This window comes from Vibrio sp. 10N.222.54.A3 (genome assembly GCF_041474095.1).
Taxonomy (GTDB): Bacteria; Pseudomonadota; Gammaproteobacteria; order Enterobacterales; family Vibrionaceae; genus Vibrio; species Vibrio crassostreae_C.
Map to the genome: position 1 here is coordinate 27542 of NZ_JBFRTN010000066.1, position 19283 is coordinate 46824.

General features: G+C 45.2%; 16 protein-coding genes and 1 pseudogene. 7 read left to right on the forward strand and 10 right to left on the reverse strand.

Annotation, left to right across the window (positions count from 1 at the left end; genetic code table 11):
- Nucleotides 1-7 precede the first annotated feature (7 nt).
- Nucleotides 8-1195, reverse strand: a complete 1188-nt coding sequence (locus AB4507_RS14800) for an MFS transporter (protein ID WP_017062388.1) — start codon at nucleotides 1193-1195, stop codon at nucleotides 8-10.
- Between the two features lie 280 nt (nucleotides 1196-1475).
- Between AB4507_RS14800 and AB4507_RS14805 the strand changes: the two genes are divergently transcribed.
- Nucleotides 1476-2357 (forward strand): LysR substrate-binding domain-containing protein, encoded by an 882-nt coding sequence (locus AB4507_RS14805; protein ID WP_372182887.1) that lies wholly within the window; start codon nucleotides 1476-1478, stop codon nucleotides 2355-2357.
- Between the two features lie 121 nt (nucleotides 2358-2478).
- Here AB4507_RS14805 and AB4507_RS14810 read toward each other — a convergent pair whose 3' ends face one another.
- A complete protein-coding gene (locus AB4507_RS14810) occupies nucleotides 2479-2769 on the reverse strand; it encodes a putative quinol monooxygenase (protein WP_372182888.1) in 291 nt (96 codons plus the stop codon).
- A 224-nt stretch (nucleotides 2770-2993) separates the two neighbouring features.
- A pseudogene (locus AB4507_RS14815) lies at nucleotides 2994-3491 on the reverse strand (hypothetical protein).
- 493 nt (nucleotides 3492-3984) lie between these two features.
- Between AB4507_RS14815 and AB4507_RS14820 the strand changes: the two are divergent.
- The gene (locus tag AB4507_RS14820; RefSeq protein ID WP_372182889.1) at nucleotides 3985-5517 is read left to right on the forward strand and encodes a phospholipase D family protein; all 1533 of its coding nucleotides are present in this window, start codon (nucleotides 3985-3987) and stop codon (nucleotides 5515-5517) included.
- A 104-nt stretch (nucleotides 5518-5621) separates the two neighbouring features.
- On the opposite strand, the gene nfsA is transcribed toward AB4507_RS14820, so the two are convergent.
- On the reverse strand, nucleotides 5622-6344 hold the full coding sequence (gene nfsA, locus AB4507_RS14825; protein ID WP_102320702.1) for an oxygen-insensitive NADPH nitroreductase: 723 nt from the start codon (nucleotides 6342-6344) through the stop codon (nucleotides 5622-5624).
- 279 nt (nucleotides 6345-6623) lie between these two features.
- On the opposite strand from nfsA, the gene AB4507_RS14830 reads away from it, so the two are divergent.
- From AB4507_RS14830 to AB4507_RS14850, 5 genes are all read left to right on the forward strand, one after another.
- Nucleotides 6624-7868, forward strand: coding sequence for an NADH:flavin oxidoreductase/NADH oxidase family protein (locus tag AB4507_RS14830; RefSeq protein ID WP_137001405.1), 1245 nt, complete (start codon nucleotides 6624-6626; stop codon nucleotides 7866-7868).
- Between the two features lie 236 nt (nucleotides 7869-8104).
- A complete protein-coding gene (locus AB4507_RS14835) occupies nucleotides 8105-9088 on the forward strand; it encodes an HAD family phosphatase (protein WP_137001406.1) in 984 nt (327 codons plus the stop codon).
- 159 nt (nucleotides 9089-9247) lie between these two features.
- Nucleotides 9248-9943, forward strand: a complete 696-nt coding sequence (locus AB4507_RS14840; protein ID WP_065583757.1) for an aspartate/glutamate racemase family protein — start codon at nucleotides 9248-9250, stop codon at nucleotides 9941-9943.
- Nucleotides 9944-10554: 611 nt separating this feature from the next.
- Nucleotides 10555-10791 carry a YdcH family protein gene (locus AB4507_RS14845; RefSeq protein WP_017067743.1) on the forward strand — a complete coding sequence of 79 codons (237 nt, stop codon included), beginning with the start codon at nucleotides 10555-10557 and terminating at the stop codon, nucleotides 10789-10791.
- 194 nt (nucleotides 10792-10985) lie between these two features.
- Entirely contained in the window at nucleotides 10986-11882 is an 897-nt protein-coding gene (locus tag AB4507_RS14850) for a LysR family transcriptional regulator (RefSeq protein WP_102320698.1), read from the forward strand.
- Nucleotides 11883-11983: 101 nt separating this feature from the next.
- Here the strand turns inward: AB4507_RS14850 and AB4507_RS14855 are convergent, their stop codons facing one another.
- The 6 genes from AB4507_RS14855 to AB4507_RS14880 form a co-directional block, all read right to left on the reverse strand.
- Nucleotides 11984-12793 (reverse strand): SDR family NAD(P)-dependent oxidoreductase, encoded by an 810-nt coding sequence (locus AB4507_RS14855; RefSeq protein WP_102394239.1) that lies wholly within the window; start codon nucleotides 12791-12793, stop codon nucleotides 11984-11986.
- A 280-nt stretch (nucleotides 12794-13073) separates the two neighbouring features.
- A complete protein-coding gene (gene glpD, locus AB4507_RS14860) occupies nucleotides 13074-14633 on the reverse strand; it encodes a glycerol-3-phosphate dehydrogenase (RefSeq protein WP_137001407.1) in 1560 nt (519 codons plus the stop codon).
- Nucleotides 14634-14903: 270 nt separating this feature from the next.
- Nucleotides 14904-15689: a DeoR/GlpR family transcriptional regulator gene (locus tag AB4507_RS14865; RefSeq protein WP_372157626.1), complete on the reverse strand. Its 786-nt coding sequence runs from the start codon at nucleotides 15687-15689 to the stop codon at nucleotides 14904-14906.
- A gap of 260 nt (nucleotides 15690-15949) precedes the next feature.
- Nucleotides 15950-17470: a glycerol kinase GlpK gene (gene glpK / locus AB4507_RS14870; RefSeq protein WP_136973628.1), complete on the reverse strand. Its 1521-nt coding sequence runs from the start codon at nucleotides 17468-17470 to the stop codon at nucleotides 15950-15952.
- Nucleotides 17471-17529: 59 nt separating this feature from the next.
- Nucleotides 17530-18384 (reverse strand): MIP/aquaporin family protein, encoded by an 855-nt coding sequence (locus AB4507_RS14875; protein WP_004732234.1) that lies wholly within the window; start codon nucleotides 18382-18384, stop codon nucleotides 17530-17532.
- Between the two features lie 450 nt (nucleotides 18385-18834).
- Nucleotides 18835-19266, reverse strand: coding sequence for a PACE efflux transporter (locus AB4507_RS14880; protein ID WP_372182890.1), 432 nt, complete (start codon nucleotides 19264-19266; stop codon nucleotides 18835-18837).
- Nucleotides 19267-19283: the final 17 nt, after the last annotated feature.

The following is a 19283-nucleotide window of genomic DNA, read 5'->3' on the forward strand; positions in this document are numbered from 1 at the left end:
CTAGATGCTAGATGCTAGATGGAACAGCTTGTTGTGCTTGCTTCTTATCTAACGCACCACTGAATCGAGTCAGAACAAGAGCGATCAAAACGATCACAGCACCTACCCAAGGGGTGTTCATTAATCCAGATTTCGCGACAATCAAACCACCGCCCCATGAGCCTAATGCAATACCGACGTTGAAGGCTGCAATGTTCAATCCAGAAGCGACATCGACGGCGTCTGGTGTGTATTTCTCAGCCAGTTTCACAACATACACTTGTAGTCCTGGAACGTTACCGAATGCGAATGCACCCCAAACCAAAATGGTAGCAACAGCTGCGTAAGGGTTTACTGCGGTAAAGTTGAATACCACCAGTACTGCGGCTAAACCAGAGAAGATAACGGTCAGTGCTTTAATTGGGCCCATCTTGTCGGCCATTTTTCCGCCCCAGATGTTACCGACCGCCACTGACACACCGTAAACCAACATGATTAAGCTGATTGAGCTCGAATCAAATCCTGATACATTTTCCAGTATTGGAGCAAGGAAGGTAAACGCTGTGAATGTGCCGCCATAACCTAGTGCTGTGATAGCGTAAACCAACAGTAAGCGTGGTTGAGTTAGAACCTTTAGTTGTGCTGAAATCTTCGCCGCTGGTGGTTGCTTAAGGTTGCTTGGAACCAAGATAGCGCTGCCGATAAGAGCAATAAGACCAAGCAGAGCAACGATCAAGAAGGTCGCTTGCCAGCCAAAGGTTTGGCCGATATAAGTGCCCAGTGGTACGCCGGTTACCAATGCAACCGTTAAACCTGTAAACATGATCGCAATGGCACTGGCTGCTTTATCTTTTGAAACCAAACCTGTCGCGATGGTCGATCCAATCGAGAAGAACACACCATGGGCAAGGCCAGTCAAAATTCGTGCGGCGATCAGCGTGTTATAGCCTGGAGCTTGCCACGCCAATAAGTTACCAATGACAAACAATGCCATCACGGTCAGCAACACCGCTTTACGATTCCATTTGCCGGTTAATGCCGTTAAGACTGGTGCGCCAATAGCAACGCCAAGCGCGTATAAACTGACTAATAGGCCTGCTGATGGCAGAGATACATTCAAGTCGCTCGCCATGGTAGGAATCAAGCCTACGATGACAAATTCTGTGGTTCCGATGGCAAAGGCGCTGAGCGTCAATGCAAGTAATGCTAGTGGCATAATCATCTCTCTTACTGTTCTTTGTTAAGTACCGAGCGCGATAAAATGGGGCAGCTTGTGACTGCAATAGGAGCGCTTCGTTTGATGGCGAGGATTATCTAGCAAAATATATTTGTGAAAAATGCCATCATTAACAAATAACCTTTGTGATATTTGCAATAATTGGAGGGTTAGCCGATCATTGGATTAAGCTGATGAGATCGAAAAGACACCGTGATTTGAGCTGTGATGAGCACAAGCGAGATGACATTAAACAAAATGAAGATAGCGAAGGAGCCTCATGTTAACCCGTTCAGATGATTTAGAAATGGTACTCACCGTTGTCGATGCTGGTGGTTTTTCTGCGGCGGCAGAGGCGCTGGATGTGCAGGTCGCCAAGGTGTCTCGCTCGGTGAGTAAGGTTGAGTTACAACTCGGCGTCTCAATATTCAACCGAACAACGAGACGCGTGGAATTGACGGAGGAAGGACGGCAGTTTGTCGATTCAGTCAGGGTGGGATTACAGATGATTCAGAGCGCGGAAGAAGAAATCGTGTCGCGCGGTGAGTTGCCAAAAGGTCGTTTAAGAGTCGATGCCGCCAGTCCATTCGTATTCCATCAGCTAGTGCCGTTGGTGCAGTCATTCAAAGAGGCTTACCCAGACATTGAGTTGGAACTCACTTCCAACGAAGGCTTCGTTGATCTTCTCGAAAAGAGAACCGATGTTGCGATTCGAATCGGTAAGTTGTCCGATTCAACATTGCACGCTCGCCCGTTAGGAAAAAGTTTACTCCATATTGTGGCGTCACCTGATTATCTCGCTAAGCGTGGGCTACCCACCGAACCTGAAGATTTGAGTTCGCATCAAATTGTGGGATTTTCGGGTAACAAAGTGCTTAACCATTGGCCTTTGCCAAACCAAAGTTATGTCGCGCCTACTGTGACAGCCAGTAATGGTGAAACGGTGCGTCAACTGGTATTAGCTGGAAATGGGATAGCTTGTTTATCGGGGTTTATGGTGCAGGAAGATATGGCAGCAGGTCGCCTAATCCCTATTCTAGAACAAGACAAACTTGCCAACACAGACCGAGAGCGAGTGAATGCGGTTTACTACAAGTCGTCATCGGTCTCTAAACGTATCTCGGCGTTTATCGATTTTATTCAGCCCCGTTTGAAGCTCTAACTAAGGCAGTTGACGATATCCGCATAAATGAAAAAAGCCCCGCTGACGTGCAGCGGGGCTTTCAAATCGAACTCGATAGCTTGTCAGTGTGCTTTCTAGTAACAGACTACTGAAACTGTACTTAAGCGATCTTAGTCATCTCGTTAAGTGTAAATGACGTAACACTACCTTCGGTTGCTGCCATGTATTCAGCAAGGTGGGTATTACCCATGTGTGTTTGCCAAAGTTCACGCGACGTCCAGTTTTCGTAGAAAGTGAAATGTGCTGGGTTTTCATTGTCTTGGTGAAGGTCGTAGTTGATGCAGCCTTCTTCAGCGCGAGTAATATCAATCAGCTTTAGCAGCTCTACTTTAACCAATTCAATTTTGTCTTCGTTAGCGACGATGTTTGCGATGATAGTCAGTTGAGTCATGTTCGTTACCTATATTATTTGATTCACCGAAATGGTGTTGTTCTTTGTCACAGGGCTTATTAGCTCAAGAGCGGGTCTATGTTTATTGAGCTCTCGTCTGTGTCGATGGATAAATAATAGTAGGAATATTTGAAACGATAAACAGTGCTACATTTGAATTATTATCAAAAAATAATTGATAATAACCTGGGGGTTATGTGCTATTTGGCGTAGGTAAAGAGTGTTTAGAAACCGCCAGCCCACGCATCAAAATCGTCAATGTTGTCGAGCTCTTCTTTAGTTCTTGGGGCTGGGTAATAAGGCAGAGCCAATCTTTGAGCGGAAGGTTGCAGTTCCCAATCGGGTGTAATCTTGAGTCGGGTCAACTCATCGTTGAGGCGCACAAACATATAGTAGCCATGGGCATGGGTATTGGCGTAACTCGCGATAGTTGCGATATCACCAGAAGGTAACTTTACGTCTCGACCCAGTGGATAGAGCTGGTGCAATGCGAAACTCACTTTGGGATCTTCAAGCTTGCCTTGCTTAAAGCGTTCTAATCCGATGGCGGTTGAAGTAGTGCGCGGCTTCCACCCTGTGAGGAACAATCCACTCAAGTGATCTTGGAACGGCTTGCCCTTTCAATTGCCTTCATTGGTAATGAATTGAACCGTCAGCGTGTCTCCCGATTCTTGCAGAATTTCTAAAAACTGTTCACCAGTGCGATCGACCAAAAGCTTCATAAGACATAAATACCATTAAGAATGAAATACGATAAAGGGTACTACTATAAGGAAGGCTTGTGTAGAGACGATAAAGGTTATGCAGCGTGAACAATGTTTTCGGTGTTGATCCTTACATGCCCTTAGATCAACAACAGCTTTAGCGTTTACGTAAGTAATGCGTTTGCACAATCTCATATAAGTAAGTCGACACGCCTGTTAGTGTGAAATCAAGCGGTGAAACTAGATCTCCAAACAATGGTGAAGCATCACCCAGACCGAACAGACTCAACATCGAAATGGTAGAAAAGCCGCTGAGTTTATACTGTTTGGTACTCACCCAACTTAAGTGATTTGTGGGCCAATTTACCGACCTTTAAATTTATACTGGATAATTACCTATAAATTTCAGGCTTTAGCAGTAATAATCAATGAATAGATCGGAATAGCTTGTTCATTGAAAAGCTGTACGGAAAGTTTCTAAAGACGCCATCGTGAAAAGGAAGTCAGATACATGCCTGTGCTCCAACGCATCAGTTTAACGTTAATCTTAATCGCCGTTTTAGGTGGGTGTTCTTCACTTCCTGAAGGCATCGATCATCCAACAGAACCGCCAACCTCTCCTGCACCTAGTTCTTTATCGGTTCTAACCAATGAATTTCAGCCTGAAGCTTTAGAGCAAGGCACCACTGCGGTTCGTCTGCAAGAGTCTGGTTGGGATGCCTTGGCACAGCGATTAGCGCTGGTCGAAAGTGCCGAGCACACCATCGACATTCAATATTACATCTGGAACTCTGACGAATCGGGCAGCTATCTCGCTAGCCGTTTATTAGCAGCGGCCGAGCGCGGTGTGAAGGTTCGCGTAATGCTGGATGATATCAACCTCAACGAACGTGAAGGGTTGTTGTCGGCACTGGATGCACACCCGAACGTCGAGATTCGTATCTTCAACCCAACACCAACACGCCGCGGTTTCAGTAAATGGCTGAGCTTTGTCGGCGACTTTTCTCGTTTAAATCGCCGTATGCACAATAAGTCGTTTACCGTCGATGGTACTTTGTCTGTGGTGGGTGGACGTAATATTGGTGATGAATACTTCGACCTTTCTGATGAAATCAATTTCCGAGACCGCGATGTATTAGTCATGGGCTCGGTAGTTAACACCATCCAAACCAGTTTTGTTGAATACTGGAACAGCCGTTGGTCTTACCCTGTCGATATGCTGGGTGATGACGAGCAACCTGAACTCTCGAAGATAGATAATATTGTCGTTCCGCATTATCAAAATTACCCGGAATTGCCACTAGATCGTAAGGCTGCTGATAGTTTGCTGAAAGAGGTGATTGGTGAGATGGCATGGGTGAATGCGCGTTTTGTTTACGATCAGCCTGTTCCTGATGATTCAGACAATACCGATGAACCGAAAGCGACCGCGATTCTTCTAGGTAAGTTAGCGAGTGAATCGAAACAAGAGATCTTATTGGAATCGGCTTACCTTGTATTCGATGATGGTCAGCTTGAAGAGTGGCAAGTGTTGAACAATAAGGGCGTTGAGATAAAAGCGCTAACTAACTCTATGGCCTCTAATGATCTGGTGACTAATCATTCTGCTTATGCGGGCAGACGTTACGATATGTTGGAGCATGGCATCGATCTGTTTGAGCTAAAACCAGAATCTAAGCTGTGTGAAGCATCGACTCAAGACGCGTCTAAATGTGCGCCTGAGACGGCCTATGGCTTGCACGCAAAATCAGTCGTATTCGACCGCAGCATCGCGAGCATCGGTTCATTTAACTTCAACTTGCGTTCTACCTACCTCAATACTGAATCGGTTTTGATCATCGAGAATAAAGAGGTTGCTGAAACGTTAGCAAAAACTATTGAGCAAGCAATGAGTGACGACAATAGCTGGCGCTTGGAATTGGAAGACGGTGATGTGTATTGGTATTCAGGCGATCAACGTTGGGACAGCGAACCTGACACTGGTCAATGGGAACGAATGCAGTCAGGCTTCCTACAGTTGTTACCGATTGAGAAATATCTGTAAGCTAGCCGCCTCCGGATAAATAAAAATGTCAGCGTATAATACGCTGACATTTTTGTTTGTGGCGATGGAAAGGTAGCTTATTTATCTAAGCAGCGTCTTGAACGTTATCTTTTAGTCAGTTGCTTACTGTTCAAATACGGCAGAATATGTGGGCGAGATTCGCCAGACAGCTTTTGAGTGATCTGCTGTGACCAACTGCTCTGCTTTTGGTTGCTTGAACGGCTTGCGTAGTAGCTTTGCACCGAATCATCGTAGCTGGCAATGTCATCTAGGCTCAGCGGTTGGTATTGGTTTTCGTGCATCACCACATGAGCAGGAAGGCGAGGCTTAACCTCTGGTTGCTGTGCCGGGTGACCTAAGCACATCCCGAACAACACGGCGGTATGTTGTGGTAGTTCTAACAGTTCATCGACTTGTTGTGCGCTGTTACGCAGCCCGCCAATGTACACGCCACCCAAACCTAGAGATTCAGCCGCCAGCATGCAGTTTTGCGCCATGATGCCAGAATCTACCGCGCCAATCAGGGTCAGTTCAGTAAAGTCGGTTTTCACTTCAGGGTTGATTTGAGCGTGGCGTTGATAGTCGATACAGAACACTAAAAACTCAGCCGCATTCTCAACGTAAGCTTGGTTACCTGCGTATTCAGCTAACAGTTTGCGCTTCTCTTTGTCTGTCACTCTCACGATAGAAACAGCCTGCAGTAAGCTCGATGATGAAGCCGCGAGACCAGCCTGAATAATCACATCAAGTTGTGCTTTTTCAATCGGTTGATTTGTATATTGACGAATGGAGCGGTGCCCCAGAATAGTTTCAATCGTGCTGTTCATAACTCTCAGACAGTCCTTGTGATGATGGCGTAGAGAATCACAATAACGACAATTACCATGAGCGTAAAGGGTGTTCGAGCCTTTCTGGTTGACATATTTCAGCAGCGTCAGCCCAGTTTTTGAGATTCTATTTATAATCGATTAATGCCAGCTGCTATGCCGCTGGCATTTTATTATTGAGCGAAACTTGCTTCGAAATAGGCACTAAATGATAAAAACTGTCGGATAAAATAGGGCATACTGGACTCAATATATAAACCAAAGAAAGTAACCACGCGCATGAATCCGATCTGCCTCAACGACCCTTTTTCTCTTCCTAATGGCCAAGTGATCAAAAATCGCCTGTTCAAATCGGCAATGAGTGAACAGCTAGGTGATAAACATCATAACCCTAAGCAAGGTTTAGTCACGCTTTACCAGCGTTGGGCTCAAGGAGGAATTGGCCTATCCATGACGGGCAACGTGATGGTCGATAGAGGTGCGCTTGGTGAACCTAAAAACGTTGTGTTGGATGAGCAAAGTGACTTAAGCGTATTTCGTGAGTGGGCGAAGGCTGGAACACAAAATGGTTCGCAGATATGGATGCAATTGAACCACCCAGGAAAGCAAATCCCTAAATTCTTATGTGATAGCCCGGTTGCGCCTTCGGCTATCTCTTTAGAGCGTGGATTAGAAAAAGGCTTTAATACGCCACGAGCTCTGACTGAGACGGAAATCATCGCAATCATTGATAAATTCGCGCTGAGTGCAAAGCTTTCAAAACAAGCGGGTTTTACCGGTGTGCAGATCCACGGTGCTCATGGCTATCTCGTGAGTCAGTTTTTGTCTTCAAGACACAATCAACGCCAAGACAAATGGGGTGGATCACTCGAAAACAGACTTCGTTTTGTGCTTGAGGTTTATCGCGCGATTCGAAAAGAGGTCGGTGAAGATTTCCCGGTCGGAATTAAGCTCAACAGTGCTGACTTCATGAAAGGTGGCTTCACTGAAGAAGAGTCGATGCAGGTTGTGCAAACACTGAGTGATAACGGTATCGACCTGATTGAGATCTCCGGCGGCACCTATGAAAGCCCATCGATGATGGGTTCAAAGAACAAAGCCGAGCCATTGAAGACCAGCACGGTAAAACGTGAAGCGTATTTTATGGATTACATGGTTAAGGCGAGAAAGCTTGTGAGCACGCCGCTGGTGGTCACGGGTGGTTTTCGAACCGCGCAAGCAATGAATGACGCATTAAACACCTCGGCGACCGATTTTATTGGCATTGCGCGCACAATGGCGGTTGATCCTGATTTCCCTAACAAGTTAATTGAAAACCCTAGTTACGGCATGCCGCTAACGGTGCCAACCACAGGAAAACCTGCATTAGACAAGGTGGCGATGGTCGGGCTGGTTTGGTATGAACATCAGATGTGGCGCATTGCCTCTGGCAAGAACGCCGACCCAAAACTAAGCGCACTCGGTGTGGTGTTAAAAACAATTTTCAGCGCTGGTTGGCACGCTTTCAAAAAGCGCAGAGCGTAAGCAGTCATGGATTGTTAAAGCAGAACTTTGAGGAATTGAAGTTCTGCTTTTTTGTTTGTCTCCTTTTAAGTTCTCGATAAATACATCGCAGAGCACCCTCAGCCAGCTTAGCTGTGGTACTAATCTAATACCAACATGAGCATTGGTTATAGTGTTCATAAGTGGCAAATCAGAGTAGACCAACTAGGATGAATTGAATTAAACCCTACAATTAATTCAACAACATGGTAGTTGCTATGAAGAAAATAACCCTCTTATCTGTCGCGATCTTATCCAGTCTCTCTTTCTCATCTTTTGCTAAAGATTGTGATCCCAACTTGCTGCCTTCTTGGAAGGACAGCGAGAGCAAATCCGCTATCGTCGACTTTGTTGGGCAAGCCACTAAAGCTGAGTCTGATACGTTCGTGGCAATTGAAGATCGCATTGCCGTGTTCGATAACGACGGTACGCTTTGGTCGGAAAAGCCTTATTACTTCCAATTAGCCTTTGCACTAGATCGTGTAAAAGAGATGGCGCCTGATCACCCTGAATGGAAAACCGAAGCACCGTTTAAGTTTGTACTCGAAGATGATATTGAGAGCGTTCTGGGCAGCGGTGAAGAAGGGCTATTGAAAATCATCATGGCGACACATTCTGGTATGACTGTTGAGCAATACCAGCAAGACGTTGAGCAATGGCTGACGGTAACAAAAGATAAACGCTTCAACAAAGCCTACACAGACCTTACTTATCAGCCAATGAAAGAGATGCTGACTTACCTGCAAGAGCATGACTTTAAGACTTATATTGTGTCGGGCGGAGGCGTTGATTTCATGAGGGCGTGGGCTCCTGATGCTTACAATATCCCGTTAGAACAGATCATCGGTAGCGCACTTAAATACAACTACAGCTACAACGACGGTAATCCGACCGTTACCAAAGGTTCGTCCATTTTGACCATTGATGACAAAGCCGGAAAGGTCAGCAATATTCAGCATATTATCGGTAAGAAGCCGATTCTAGCAGTAGGTAACTCAGACGGCGATCAAGCGATGATGCAGTGGGCAACCAGTCAACCAAACTCAATGGCGATGATTGTTCATCACACCGATGCCGAGCGCGAGTGGAAGTATGATCGTGAGTCCCATGTGGGTAAGCTTGATAAAGCACTCGACGAAGCGAACTCCAGAGATGATTGGACGTTAATCGACATGAAATCCGATTGGTGTGAGGTGTATTAACCCACACAAACATTCGGACAAAACAGCAAAGGCTCGGATGGTTCATTCGAGCCTTTTGCTAAATAGCGAAGACTTCGTCTCATTTTCAGCAAGATCGTACTATAAATTTTTAACGCATGACGCTTTAATCGGGATAGTCAGAAATTAAAGGAATAAAAAATGAAAACGATCGGTTTGCTCGGCGGTATGAGTTGGGAGTCGACAGTGAGCTACTACAAATCCATCAACGAGGGCGTTAAAGCCACACTCGGCGGGCTCAATTCTGCAAAGGTTTGTATGTACAGCGTGAACTTCGATGAGATAGAAAAGCTTCAACATCAAGGTCGCTGGGCTGAGACGGCGGATATCTTATCGGACGCGGCTTTATCGGTAGAGAAAGCCGGAGCGGACTTCATCCTGATCTGTACCAATACCATGCATAAGGTCGTTCCTGAGATCGAAGAGAAGATCACTATTCCTATCTTGCACATCGCTGATACCACAGCGCAGAAACTGCTGGAACAAGGAGTGAAGAAAGTCGGATTACTCGGCACGGCTTTCACGATGGAACAAGATTTCTATAAAGGCCGCCTGACTAACAAATTCGGTATCGATGTGGTGATTCCTGATGAGAGTGACCGAGAGAAAGTCCACAACATCATTTATCAAGAGCTGTGTCGAGGCCAAGTAAAAGAAGAATCTCGAGATGTATACCGTCAAATCATTGAGAAGCTAGGCCAACAAGGTGCAGAAGCCGTTATTCTGGGCTGTACTGAAATCGCCCTCCTGATTCAGCAGCAACACACTGATGTTCCCTTGTTTGATACCACAGCCATTCATGCAGAAGCGGCTGTACGTTTGGCGACGAGTGACTAACTTCTAGTTCTTATTCTTAGTTCCATAGCTGTCCTATTTTCGCTCTTGTACGATTTTCATTCGTTGAAGTGAAAGTTTTTTGTACAAAAGCAGGTCGTTAGTTAAAGAAGCGATGCTTTGTTCATTAACCAAGGCCTTATCGGTAGGTAAGGTTTTAGTTAATGATTGAGGTATCCGCGCTTTTAAGCACTATGCTTTAGTCATGACCGAAAGAGGATTTATTATGAAATGGCTTATCTTATCTGTAACGCTATTGTTCGTGGCAGGATGCCAATCGACAGGCTCTGACACGTCTTCACATGATCAAATGAATCGAGTTCATTCTGGTGGTTGTAGCAGCTAATCCTTTTTTGAAAATACTTTTTAGCTGCTGTTATTATCATTTCTGTCACTGTTCTTATAAAGAACTCACTTCTACAAAGCCTTGCGATTACGTGAGGCTTTCTTCTATGTAAAACAACGCATCCCTGCCGATTTATGTTGTAAATTTGTGAATCTGAATTGTCTATATTCTATGCTGTGTACTGGATCTCATTTGTTATTTGACTCCCTTGCTAAGGTTAATAATGAATGCGTAATACCAATCACTTTACTCAACTTAAGAGGTTTCTATGCTAGGTGAAAATCATTCTCTTGTTCACGAATTTCCTGAAATGAAAGATAAAATTGCTGAGCTTGTTAAAACTGACGATGGCTTTGCAGCAGACATGAAGACGTACGACAACCTTGATAAAGAGATTCGTAAGCTTGAGCTGAAAGATTCACCCATTGATGACGGCTCGATGCACCAACTGAAACATGATCGTTCTGTACTGAAAGATGCACTGCATGCACGTTTAACTGGCTAGTGAGTTGGTAATTTTGCTGACTAGCTAAATGGCGAATTGCAGACTTAGACAAAAAAACTCCTTCGGGAGTTTTTTTTCGTTTTGGCTCAATCACTTCTTCACAATTCAACTGAGTTAATACGTTGTATTATTATGTGAATGACGCATAATGAGGGTTACTGGCACGCGATTTTTAAGATTTTATTGGTAATCTCATGAATATTGAACACCTCAAATTGTTTGTTCGTTTAGCTTCCACACATAACATCAGCATGGCTGGGCAAGAGCTTGGTTTGTCTCCTGCTGTTGCAAGCTCGCACATCAGTAAACTGGAAGACAATTTAGGCGTTCGCTTGGTCCACCGAACCACTCGTAAGGTCTCTTTAACCGAAGAGGGGGAAGCATTCTTACCTCATGCTGAAGAAGTGTTATCGAGCGTGGATGCTGCCAAATCGGCGGTCGGTGTGGGTTGTGATTCTCCAACCGGAACGTTGCGAGTTACCGCATCTGCGTCTTTTGGACGTTTGCATCTTGTTCCTGCCTTACCTGGATTCTTAGAGCGCTACTCTGGGTTAAAAGTCGATCTCAGGCTATCAGATTCGATGGTGGATGTTGTTGAGGGTGGCTTTGATATCGCGATTCGTATCTCGGAGCTGAAAGACTCGACACTGATTGCCCGAAAACTTGCGACAGACAAGCGTATTGTGTGTGCATCGCCTGATTACTTAATCAAATATGGTAAGCCAGCCAAACCTCGAGATCTTAACGATCATCAATGTATTAGCTTAATTGGTTTAGAAAACTGGACCTTCAATACTGAAAGCGGGCCTAAGACGATTAAGGCATCTGGGTCGTTCAGGGCAGATAACGGGGAAGCACTGCGTGACGCAGCCTCAGGTGGTATGGGGATCACGGTGACATCGAATTGGTGTGCCTATGAACAACTGAAAAGCGGTCAGCTGGTTCAAATATTAGAAGATTACCCATTAACATCAGAGCCTGCAATTTGGGCTGTGTACCCAAGCACAAGGTTACTTGCACCAAAGGTGAGAGCCTTCATTGACTACTTCTCTGAATATTATGGTAATCCACCGTATTGGGAACAAAAGTAGAATCAGATAGATTTAACGAAAAAGCCCTACGTGACTAAGTTATGCGTTAGTCACGTAGGGCTTTTTCTTGGAATCAGAAAATCACTTGAGCATAGCTGTCATTAAGAAAGCGTTGCTTTGATGATCTCTTCAATTTTAGCGACAACTTGTTGTGACTTATCGCCGTAAATCGCATCTGGGTGCGGGTTAGCAAACGTGTTGTTGTCGTTATCAAAGTATTGACCGCCTGCTTGTGCGAACTCATCAGACAATGATGCGCGAACCAGAATATCAGAACCGATGCTTAGGTCGCCGCCTGCAATGCCATAAGCGTCTTTCACCATCTTGCTGCCTAGTAACGAAGCTGGGTTGACAGCAACCACCATTGGCCCCGTAGAGCCTAACTCTTTTGCCATCTCACGAGTCCACATAGTGATCGCAAGCTTGCTTTGTGCGTAAGCGTCACCATCAGACATTGGTTTCTTACCTTCTAGCGCTTCGATGTTCACTGCTGCTTGCGCGGCTGAAGACAGGTTCACCACTCGGCTAGATGCATCGAGTACAGGTAGCAGACGTTTAGTCAGATGGTATGGTGAAATGGTATTCACAACAAAACGAACATCTAAACCGTCTTTAGTGATTGGGTTCGGAGTGTTGAACACACCTGCGTTGTTAATCAGTACATCAATCTTATCGCGCTCAGCAATTACTTTGTCAGCCAACGCATCCACATCAGCCAGAACAGACAAGTCTGCCACGTAACTTTGAATTTTCGCTTCCGCAGAGATAGCCACAAGTTGCTGCTCTACGTCTTTGAGTTTGCTTGGGTTACGTCCATGCAATAAAACGTGGTGACCTTGTTGAACAAGTACTTTTGCCGTTTCGAAGCCGATACCATCGGTAGAGCCTGTGATCAGAATAACTTTTTGCATGGAATAGATTCCTTATTAAAGCGCTGACATCGTGAGCGTTTTGAATGAATTGTTTTGTTGAGATAAAGAATAGCAACCTTTCGTAAAATTGATAATTAACCCATTTGATAAAACACTATTTAGCTTTTGTTGAAAATAGAAGAGGGTAATAGGGCGATTTGGTCGAGTGACAGCTACTGAAGTGCAAGGAATTGGAGGCAAATAATAAAAAAGCTTAGCGCGGGGGACGCTAAGCTTGTTTATTAATCAGGTTGTTGAACTGTGCTTGTTGGCTGGTGGATTAGCTTACTTGAGAAAAGCTTACCACTTTACGTTGTAGCTTCTCTTTTAAGTAATCAGACAATGCTTGTTGCTCAGATTCGCTCATGTACAAGCCAAGCTTGGTTCTGCGCCATAAGATGTCTTCGTCTGTCATTGCCATCTCTTGGTTGATCAAGTAATCAATCTCAGCTTGGTAAACACCGTGTGCTTCGCATGAGAACTGGATACCAAGGTCTGCCTCACATGTAGCGCCTTCAAGCAGGTCCCATGTGTAAGTACCAAATTGGGTCACGTAACGAAGTAGCAGAGCTTCAGATGCCCAAGGGTATTTCGTGTGCATCATTGCTGCAAGCTGTTCGCGGCTACAGCTAAAGTTGCCACCCGGTAGCGTGTCGTTAGCTGTCCAAGGTGCGCCCATGTGTTTCAGGTAAGGTTCTAGCTTGTTCAGTGCCGCTTCACCGAGTTTACGATAAGTCGTTAACTTGCCACCAAAGATAGATAGCAGTGGTGCTTGATCTAGCTCTGCGTCCAATTCCAATGTGTAGTCACGAGTGATCGCTTGTGGCGAGTCAGATTCATCATCACAAAGCGGCCTTACGCCACTGTATGTCCAAACCACGTCTTCACGGCCAAGCTGTTTAACAAAGTGCTGGTTAACGATATCAATCAAGTAATCTACTTCGACATCATCAATTGCGACGTTACGTGGGTCGCCTTTGTATTCAAGGTCGGTAGTGCCGATGATCGAGAACTTATCTAGGTAAGGGATCATGAACACAATACGATTGTCTTTGTTTTGCAGAATGTACGCTTGTGGTTCGTCGTGAATGCGTGGCACAACAATGTGCGAGCCTTTGATCAGACGAATATTACGAGGCGAAGCCTGCTCTAACCCATCATCAAAGAACTGCTTAACCCAAGGGCCTGCAGCGTTAACAAGCGCTCTTGCTTTGCGTTCAAAGCGTTGGTTTGTCATCACATCAAGGATCGTCACATGCCAAATACCACCTTCGCGGTGCGCTTTTTCAACACGGCAGTAGTTACGTACTTCTGCGTTGTTTTCTTTCGCCGCCAACACGTTGAGCAATACCATACGAGCATCATCAACCCAGCAATCTGAGTATTCGAAGCCTGTCTTCATTTCTGGTTTCAGTAGCCCTGATTTTGCTAGGTTGACTGTCTTACTTCCAGGAAGAGTGGTGCGCTTACCCAAGTTATCGTAAAGGAATAGGCCACAGCGAATCATCCAAGCTGGGCGTAAAAATGGTCGATGAGGTAAACGGAAACGCATTGGCTGAGCAACGTGAGGCGCTTTTCTTAACAAGACTTCACGTTCAGCGAGTGCTTCCGAAACCAAACGAAATTCGTAATGTTCAAGGTAGCGTAGGCCACCGTGGATAAGCTTTGAGCTAGCAGAAGACGTCGCAGACGCGAAATCATTTGCTTCGTATAAGCCAACGTTTAGACCACGACCTGCTGCATCTGCCGCGATGCCTGCACCATTGATGCCGCCGCCAATCACGATCAAGTCTAAAGTGGAAGATGTACTGTTGTTTGAATTATTTTGTTGAGCACTCATGGTTTTGACCTCTTTCTGAGCGAACGAGCATTTTAGAACATAATTGAATCCTATATGAACTTTCGTTTGCGGTCATTTATTATTTTCGTTTATGCGCGTTTTATGTGATTTGGGCATAAAAAAACCTCTGCTTATGAAAGCAGAGGTTCAAATAAGACTAATTCGAGCATAGAAGCGACAGTGACAGCGAGCAAGTTTTACTTTATTAACTTTTCTATAAAGAATGGTGATTCATTTAAGAAAGTGGCGTCACTGAGCTCTTATGTTTAGTTATTCGCTCATAGGATGAGCGGTATCGATCACTTCTAATGGTATTGCCGAATCTTTAAGGATGTTGAGAATCTCTTCCGGTGGCTGCTTATTAGTAAACACCATGTGGGCCTGAGAGATATTGCCGAGCTTAACCATCGCGTTACGACCAAACTTACTGTGGTCGACTGCCAGGAAGATGCTGCGGCTGTTTTCGATGATAGCTTGCTTCACTCGAACTTCATGGTAGTCAAAATCAAGCAGTGAGCCATCAAAGTCGATGCCGCTGATCCCTAGAATGCCGAAATCGAGGCGGAACTGCTTCACGAAATCGAGTGTTGCTTCACCCACGATACCGCCATCACGGTTTCTCACTTCGCCACCTGCCAAGATAACCTTTATCTCTGGGTTTGGTAGCAGGATACTGGCAACGTTGATGTTGTTAGTCACGACTCTTAGTTGTTTGTGGTTTTTGTTGAGTGCGCGTGCCACCGATTCTGGCGTGGTACCGATATCAACGAATAGGGTTGCACCATCTGGGATGTGCTTAACCAGTTCGTCGGCGATCACGTCTTTTTCGTTGAAGTTAAGCGCTTTACGCGTGTTATACGAGGTGTTTTCCGAGCTTAAAGGAATGGTTGCACCACCATGATAGCGACGAATTTTGTTGCTATCGGCAAGTTCATTGAGGTCTCGTCTGATGGTTTGTGGGCTGACATCGAACTTTTCAACGAGCTCTTCGGTACTCACATATCCTTGTGTTTTTACCAGATCTACAATCTGCTGGTGTCTTGGTATCTGCTTCACTTAACTTACCACTCCCTGCACGCTATGGGCTCTAGCGCGTCACAATCGAAAATATTAACTCGCGCTATTGTGCTCGAATTGATGAGGAGAGAGAAGTAATGATAGTAAGGAATTATGTCCAAACCGCAAAAACGTTGATCAAAACATGAAAAATTGGCTCAAAACGCAAAAAAGAGCACAAAATAGTGCTCTTTTTAGTTTCGTTTACTGAGGAACGAACAATTCAATCGATAAGAGAGTGATTATTCGAACGTTCGATTTTACTCTTCGTCGTCATCGTGCAGTTCAGACCAAACTTGTGCACACTTGATAGCACGCTTCCAACCTTTGTAACGGCGGTTACGCTTTTCTTCATCGTGGTGTGGCAAGAACGTACGGTCTAGTACTGCTTTGTCTTGAAGCTCATCGATGCTGTCCCAGAAACCAACTGCTAGACCAGCAAGGTATGCTGCACCCAGAGCCGTTACTTCAGTTACTTCAGGACGGTGAACCTCAGTATCAAGCACGTCTGATTGGAATTGCATTAGGAAGTTGTTCGCTACTGCGCCTCCATCAACACGTAGGTTTGCTAGCTTGATGCCAGAGTCCGCTTGCATCGCGTCTAGTACGTCACGCGTTTGGTAAGCAATACCTTCCAAGGTTGCACGGATGATGTGGTTAGAGTTAACACCACGAGTCAGGCCAACAATCGTACCGCGAGCGTAAGCATCCCAGTATGGTGCGCCTAAACCAGTAAACGCAGGGACTACGTAAACGCCGTTTGAAGAATCTACTTTGGTTGCGAAGTACTCAGAGTCTTCTGCGCCAGCCAGTAGTTTCATTTCATCACGTAGCCATTGGATTGATGCGCCGCCCATGAATACTGCACCTTCCAGTGCGTATGCAGGTTCGCCTTTAGGGCCACATGCCAGTGTGGTTAGAAGGCCGTTTTTCGATGTGACTTTCTCTTGGCCTGTGTTCATTAGAAGGAAACAACCAGTACCATAAGTGTTCTTAGCTTGGCCTGCTTCTACACACATTTGACCGTAAAGTGCAGCTTGTTGGTCACCCGCAATACCCGCGATTGGAATACGAGTACCGCCTTTACCACCAAGGTTCGTTTGACCGTAAACCTCAGAAGAGCGCTTCACTTCAGGCATCATGATTGCTGGAATGCCCATTTCATCAAGTAGCTTCTGATCCCAGCATAGGTCGTTGATGTTGAACAACATAGTACGTGACGCGTTAGTGTAATCCGTAACGTGAACACGTCCTTGAGTCATCTTCCAAACCAACCAAGTATCAACCGTACCGAACAGTAGTTTGCCAGCTTCAGCGTCTTCGCGAGCGCCTTCAACGTTGTCTAGAATCCATTTTACTTTGGTACCTGAGAAATACGGGTCAAGGACTAAGCCAGTATTGTCACGTACGTAGTCTTCTAGGCCACGCGCTTTAAGGTCTTCACAGATGTCGGCAGTTCGGCGACACTGCCATACGATTGCGTTGTAAACCGGTTTGCCAGTTTCTTTGTTCCATACAATAGTAGTTTCACGTTGGTTGGTGATACCAATGCCGGCTAGCTCATCGCTGCGAATGCCTGCTTTAGCCAAAGCTTCAACCAATGTAGAGCTTTGAGTCGCCCAAATTTCCATTGGATCATGCTCAACCCAGCCAGCTTTAGGATAAATCTGGGTAAACTCTCGCTGAGAAGAACTGACGATATTTGCATCATGGTCGAGAATTACGGCGCGTGAACTTGTTGTTCCTTGGTCTAGGGCAACAATGTATTTTTGCTCGGTCATGGTAAGAGTCCTTTTTCTTTTGTTATTTATATTTTAGTAAATGTAGGGTCGCTTAGGAATTAAGCTTGAGCTTGTTCAGCTTCTTCTTCTGTTTCACATTGGTTTGGAATTGTGCAGCCTTGGCCTTCTACTGGTAGGTAAGCACCGATAACACGTGGGTACAACCAACCACCAAAACACGCACCAGCAATTGGAGCAAGAATTGGAACGATGAAGTAAGGAATATCACGAGCACCGCTTAATGCGAAATCCCAACCTGCAAAGTAAGCGAACAGTTTTGGTCCGAAGTCACGAGCAGGGTTCATTGCAAAGCCAGTCAGTGGACCTAAAGAACCACCGATAACCGCGATAAGAATACCGATCAGTAGAGGGTTCATTGCGCCGCGAGATGCGCCATTGTTCTCATCACCTAACGCTAAGATGGCAAACATCAACACTGCAGTAATCACGAATTCGACAGCAAAAGCGCCGAAGAAAGAGAGTGAAGCATGTGGGTAAGTCGAGAAGATACCAGCAGTTGATAGTGCGTCTTGGCTGCTACGAACGAAGTTGTGTGCAATTTCGTAGTCAGTAAATAGGTTGCTGTACAGGCTGTAAACCAGAGCTGCAGAGCAGAATGCGCCAAGCAGTTGCGAAATGATGTAAGGCACCACTTTTGCTTTATCAAAGCCATGGAACATGGCCAGTGCAATCGTTACGGCTGGGTTGATGTGTGCGCCTGAAACGCCGGCAGTACAGTAAATTGCAATCGCAACACCGAAGCCCCAGATGATGCTGATTTCCCATTGTCCGAATGTCGCACCGGTTAGTACCAGTGCAGCCACACAGCCAACGCCGAAGAATATGAGTAATCCTGTACCGATAAATTCAGCCAAGCATTGCCCAAATAAAGAAGGGTGTTTGTTTGTTGTCATGTTCGAGTCCTTTTTAGTTTTGCTTATCTAGCACGTGCATTGTGCATAAATTTGCGAACTCGAAAATAAACGAACATAAAAAGTGAGCGTTTGAGCATGGAATTGTTAATTAAAGTCACTTGAAATGTTAATCCGAACACTTTTGCTCGGAAAAGACGCTCGCATGAACGTCATTGTTCGAATGGATGTGTTTCGAGGTCGCTAAAACTACCTGTATGTAAACGGATGCACAACTGGTACGAGGAGTTTATGTTTGGATTTGTGATGCTGATTCTCGAGTGGTGGTTTATTAAACTTGGATCTTGTGGACTTATCCGGGGTCTCAAATGTTGGAAAAGCGTTAACAAACAAGGATGCACTTAAGCTATGACAAAAAATGCCAGATCCATACTGAATCTGGCAATTCGTTTTGTTTATCGCTCGGTGATGATATTTGAGCGAATCGGTGAATTAATTTAAAGCGTTAACTTTGCCTTGTGTAACAAAGTAGTCTCTTACTGAATCGTACGCCCAGTTAAATCCGATAGCGTAGAGTACAAAGAAAATAACTAGGCCGATGTCCATGATCAGTATGGTTAGGAAGTCGAGTTGTAGAACCCACATCAAGACAGGTAGAGTCACTGTCATCAAGCCAAGTTCAAAACCTAACCCGTGCAGAACACGTGTTGTCTTGGTTCTTTTGCTTCGGTCTGCTCCGTAAATTTTGTCGTAGCCATAGTTGTAAACGTAGTTCCAAGCCATCGCTATCAATGATATTGCGAGCGCTAAGCCTGCCATTTCACCTGCGCCGTTTCCTGTAATATAGGTTGCAAGCCCTGCCATCAAAACCAAAGCAACCAATTCAAATAGCACCATGTGCAACATGCGTTCTTTATGTGACATTTTTCTAACTCTCTTTA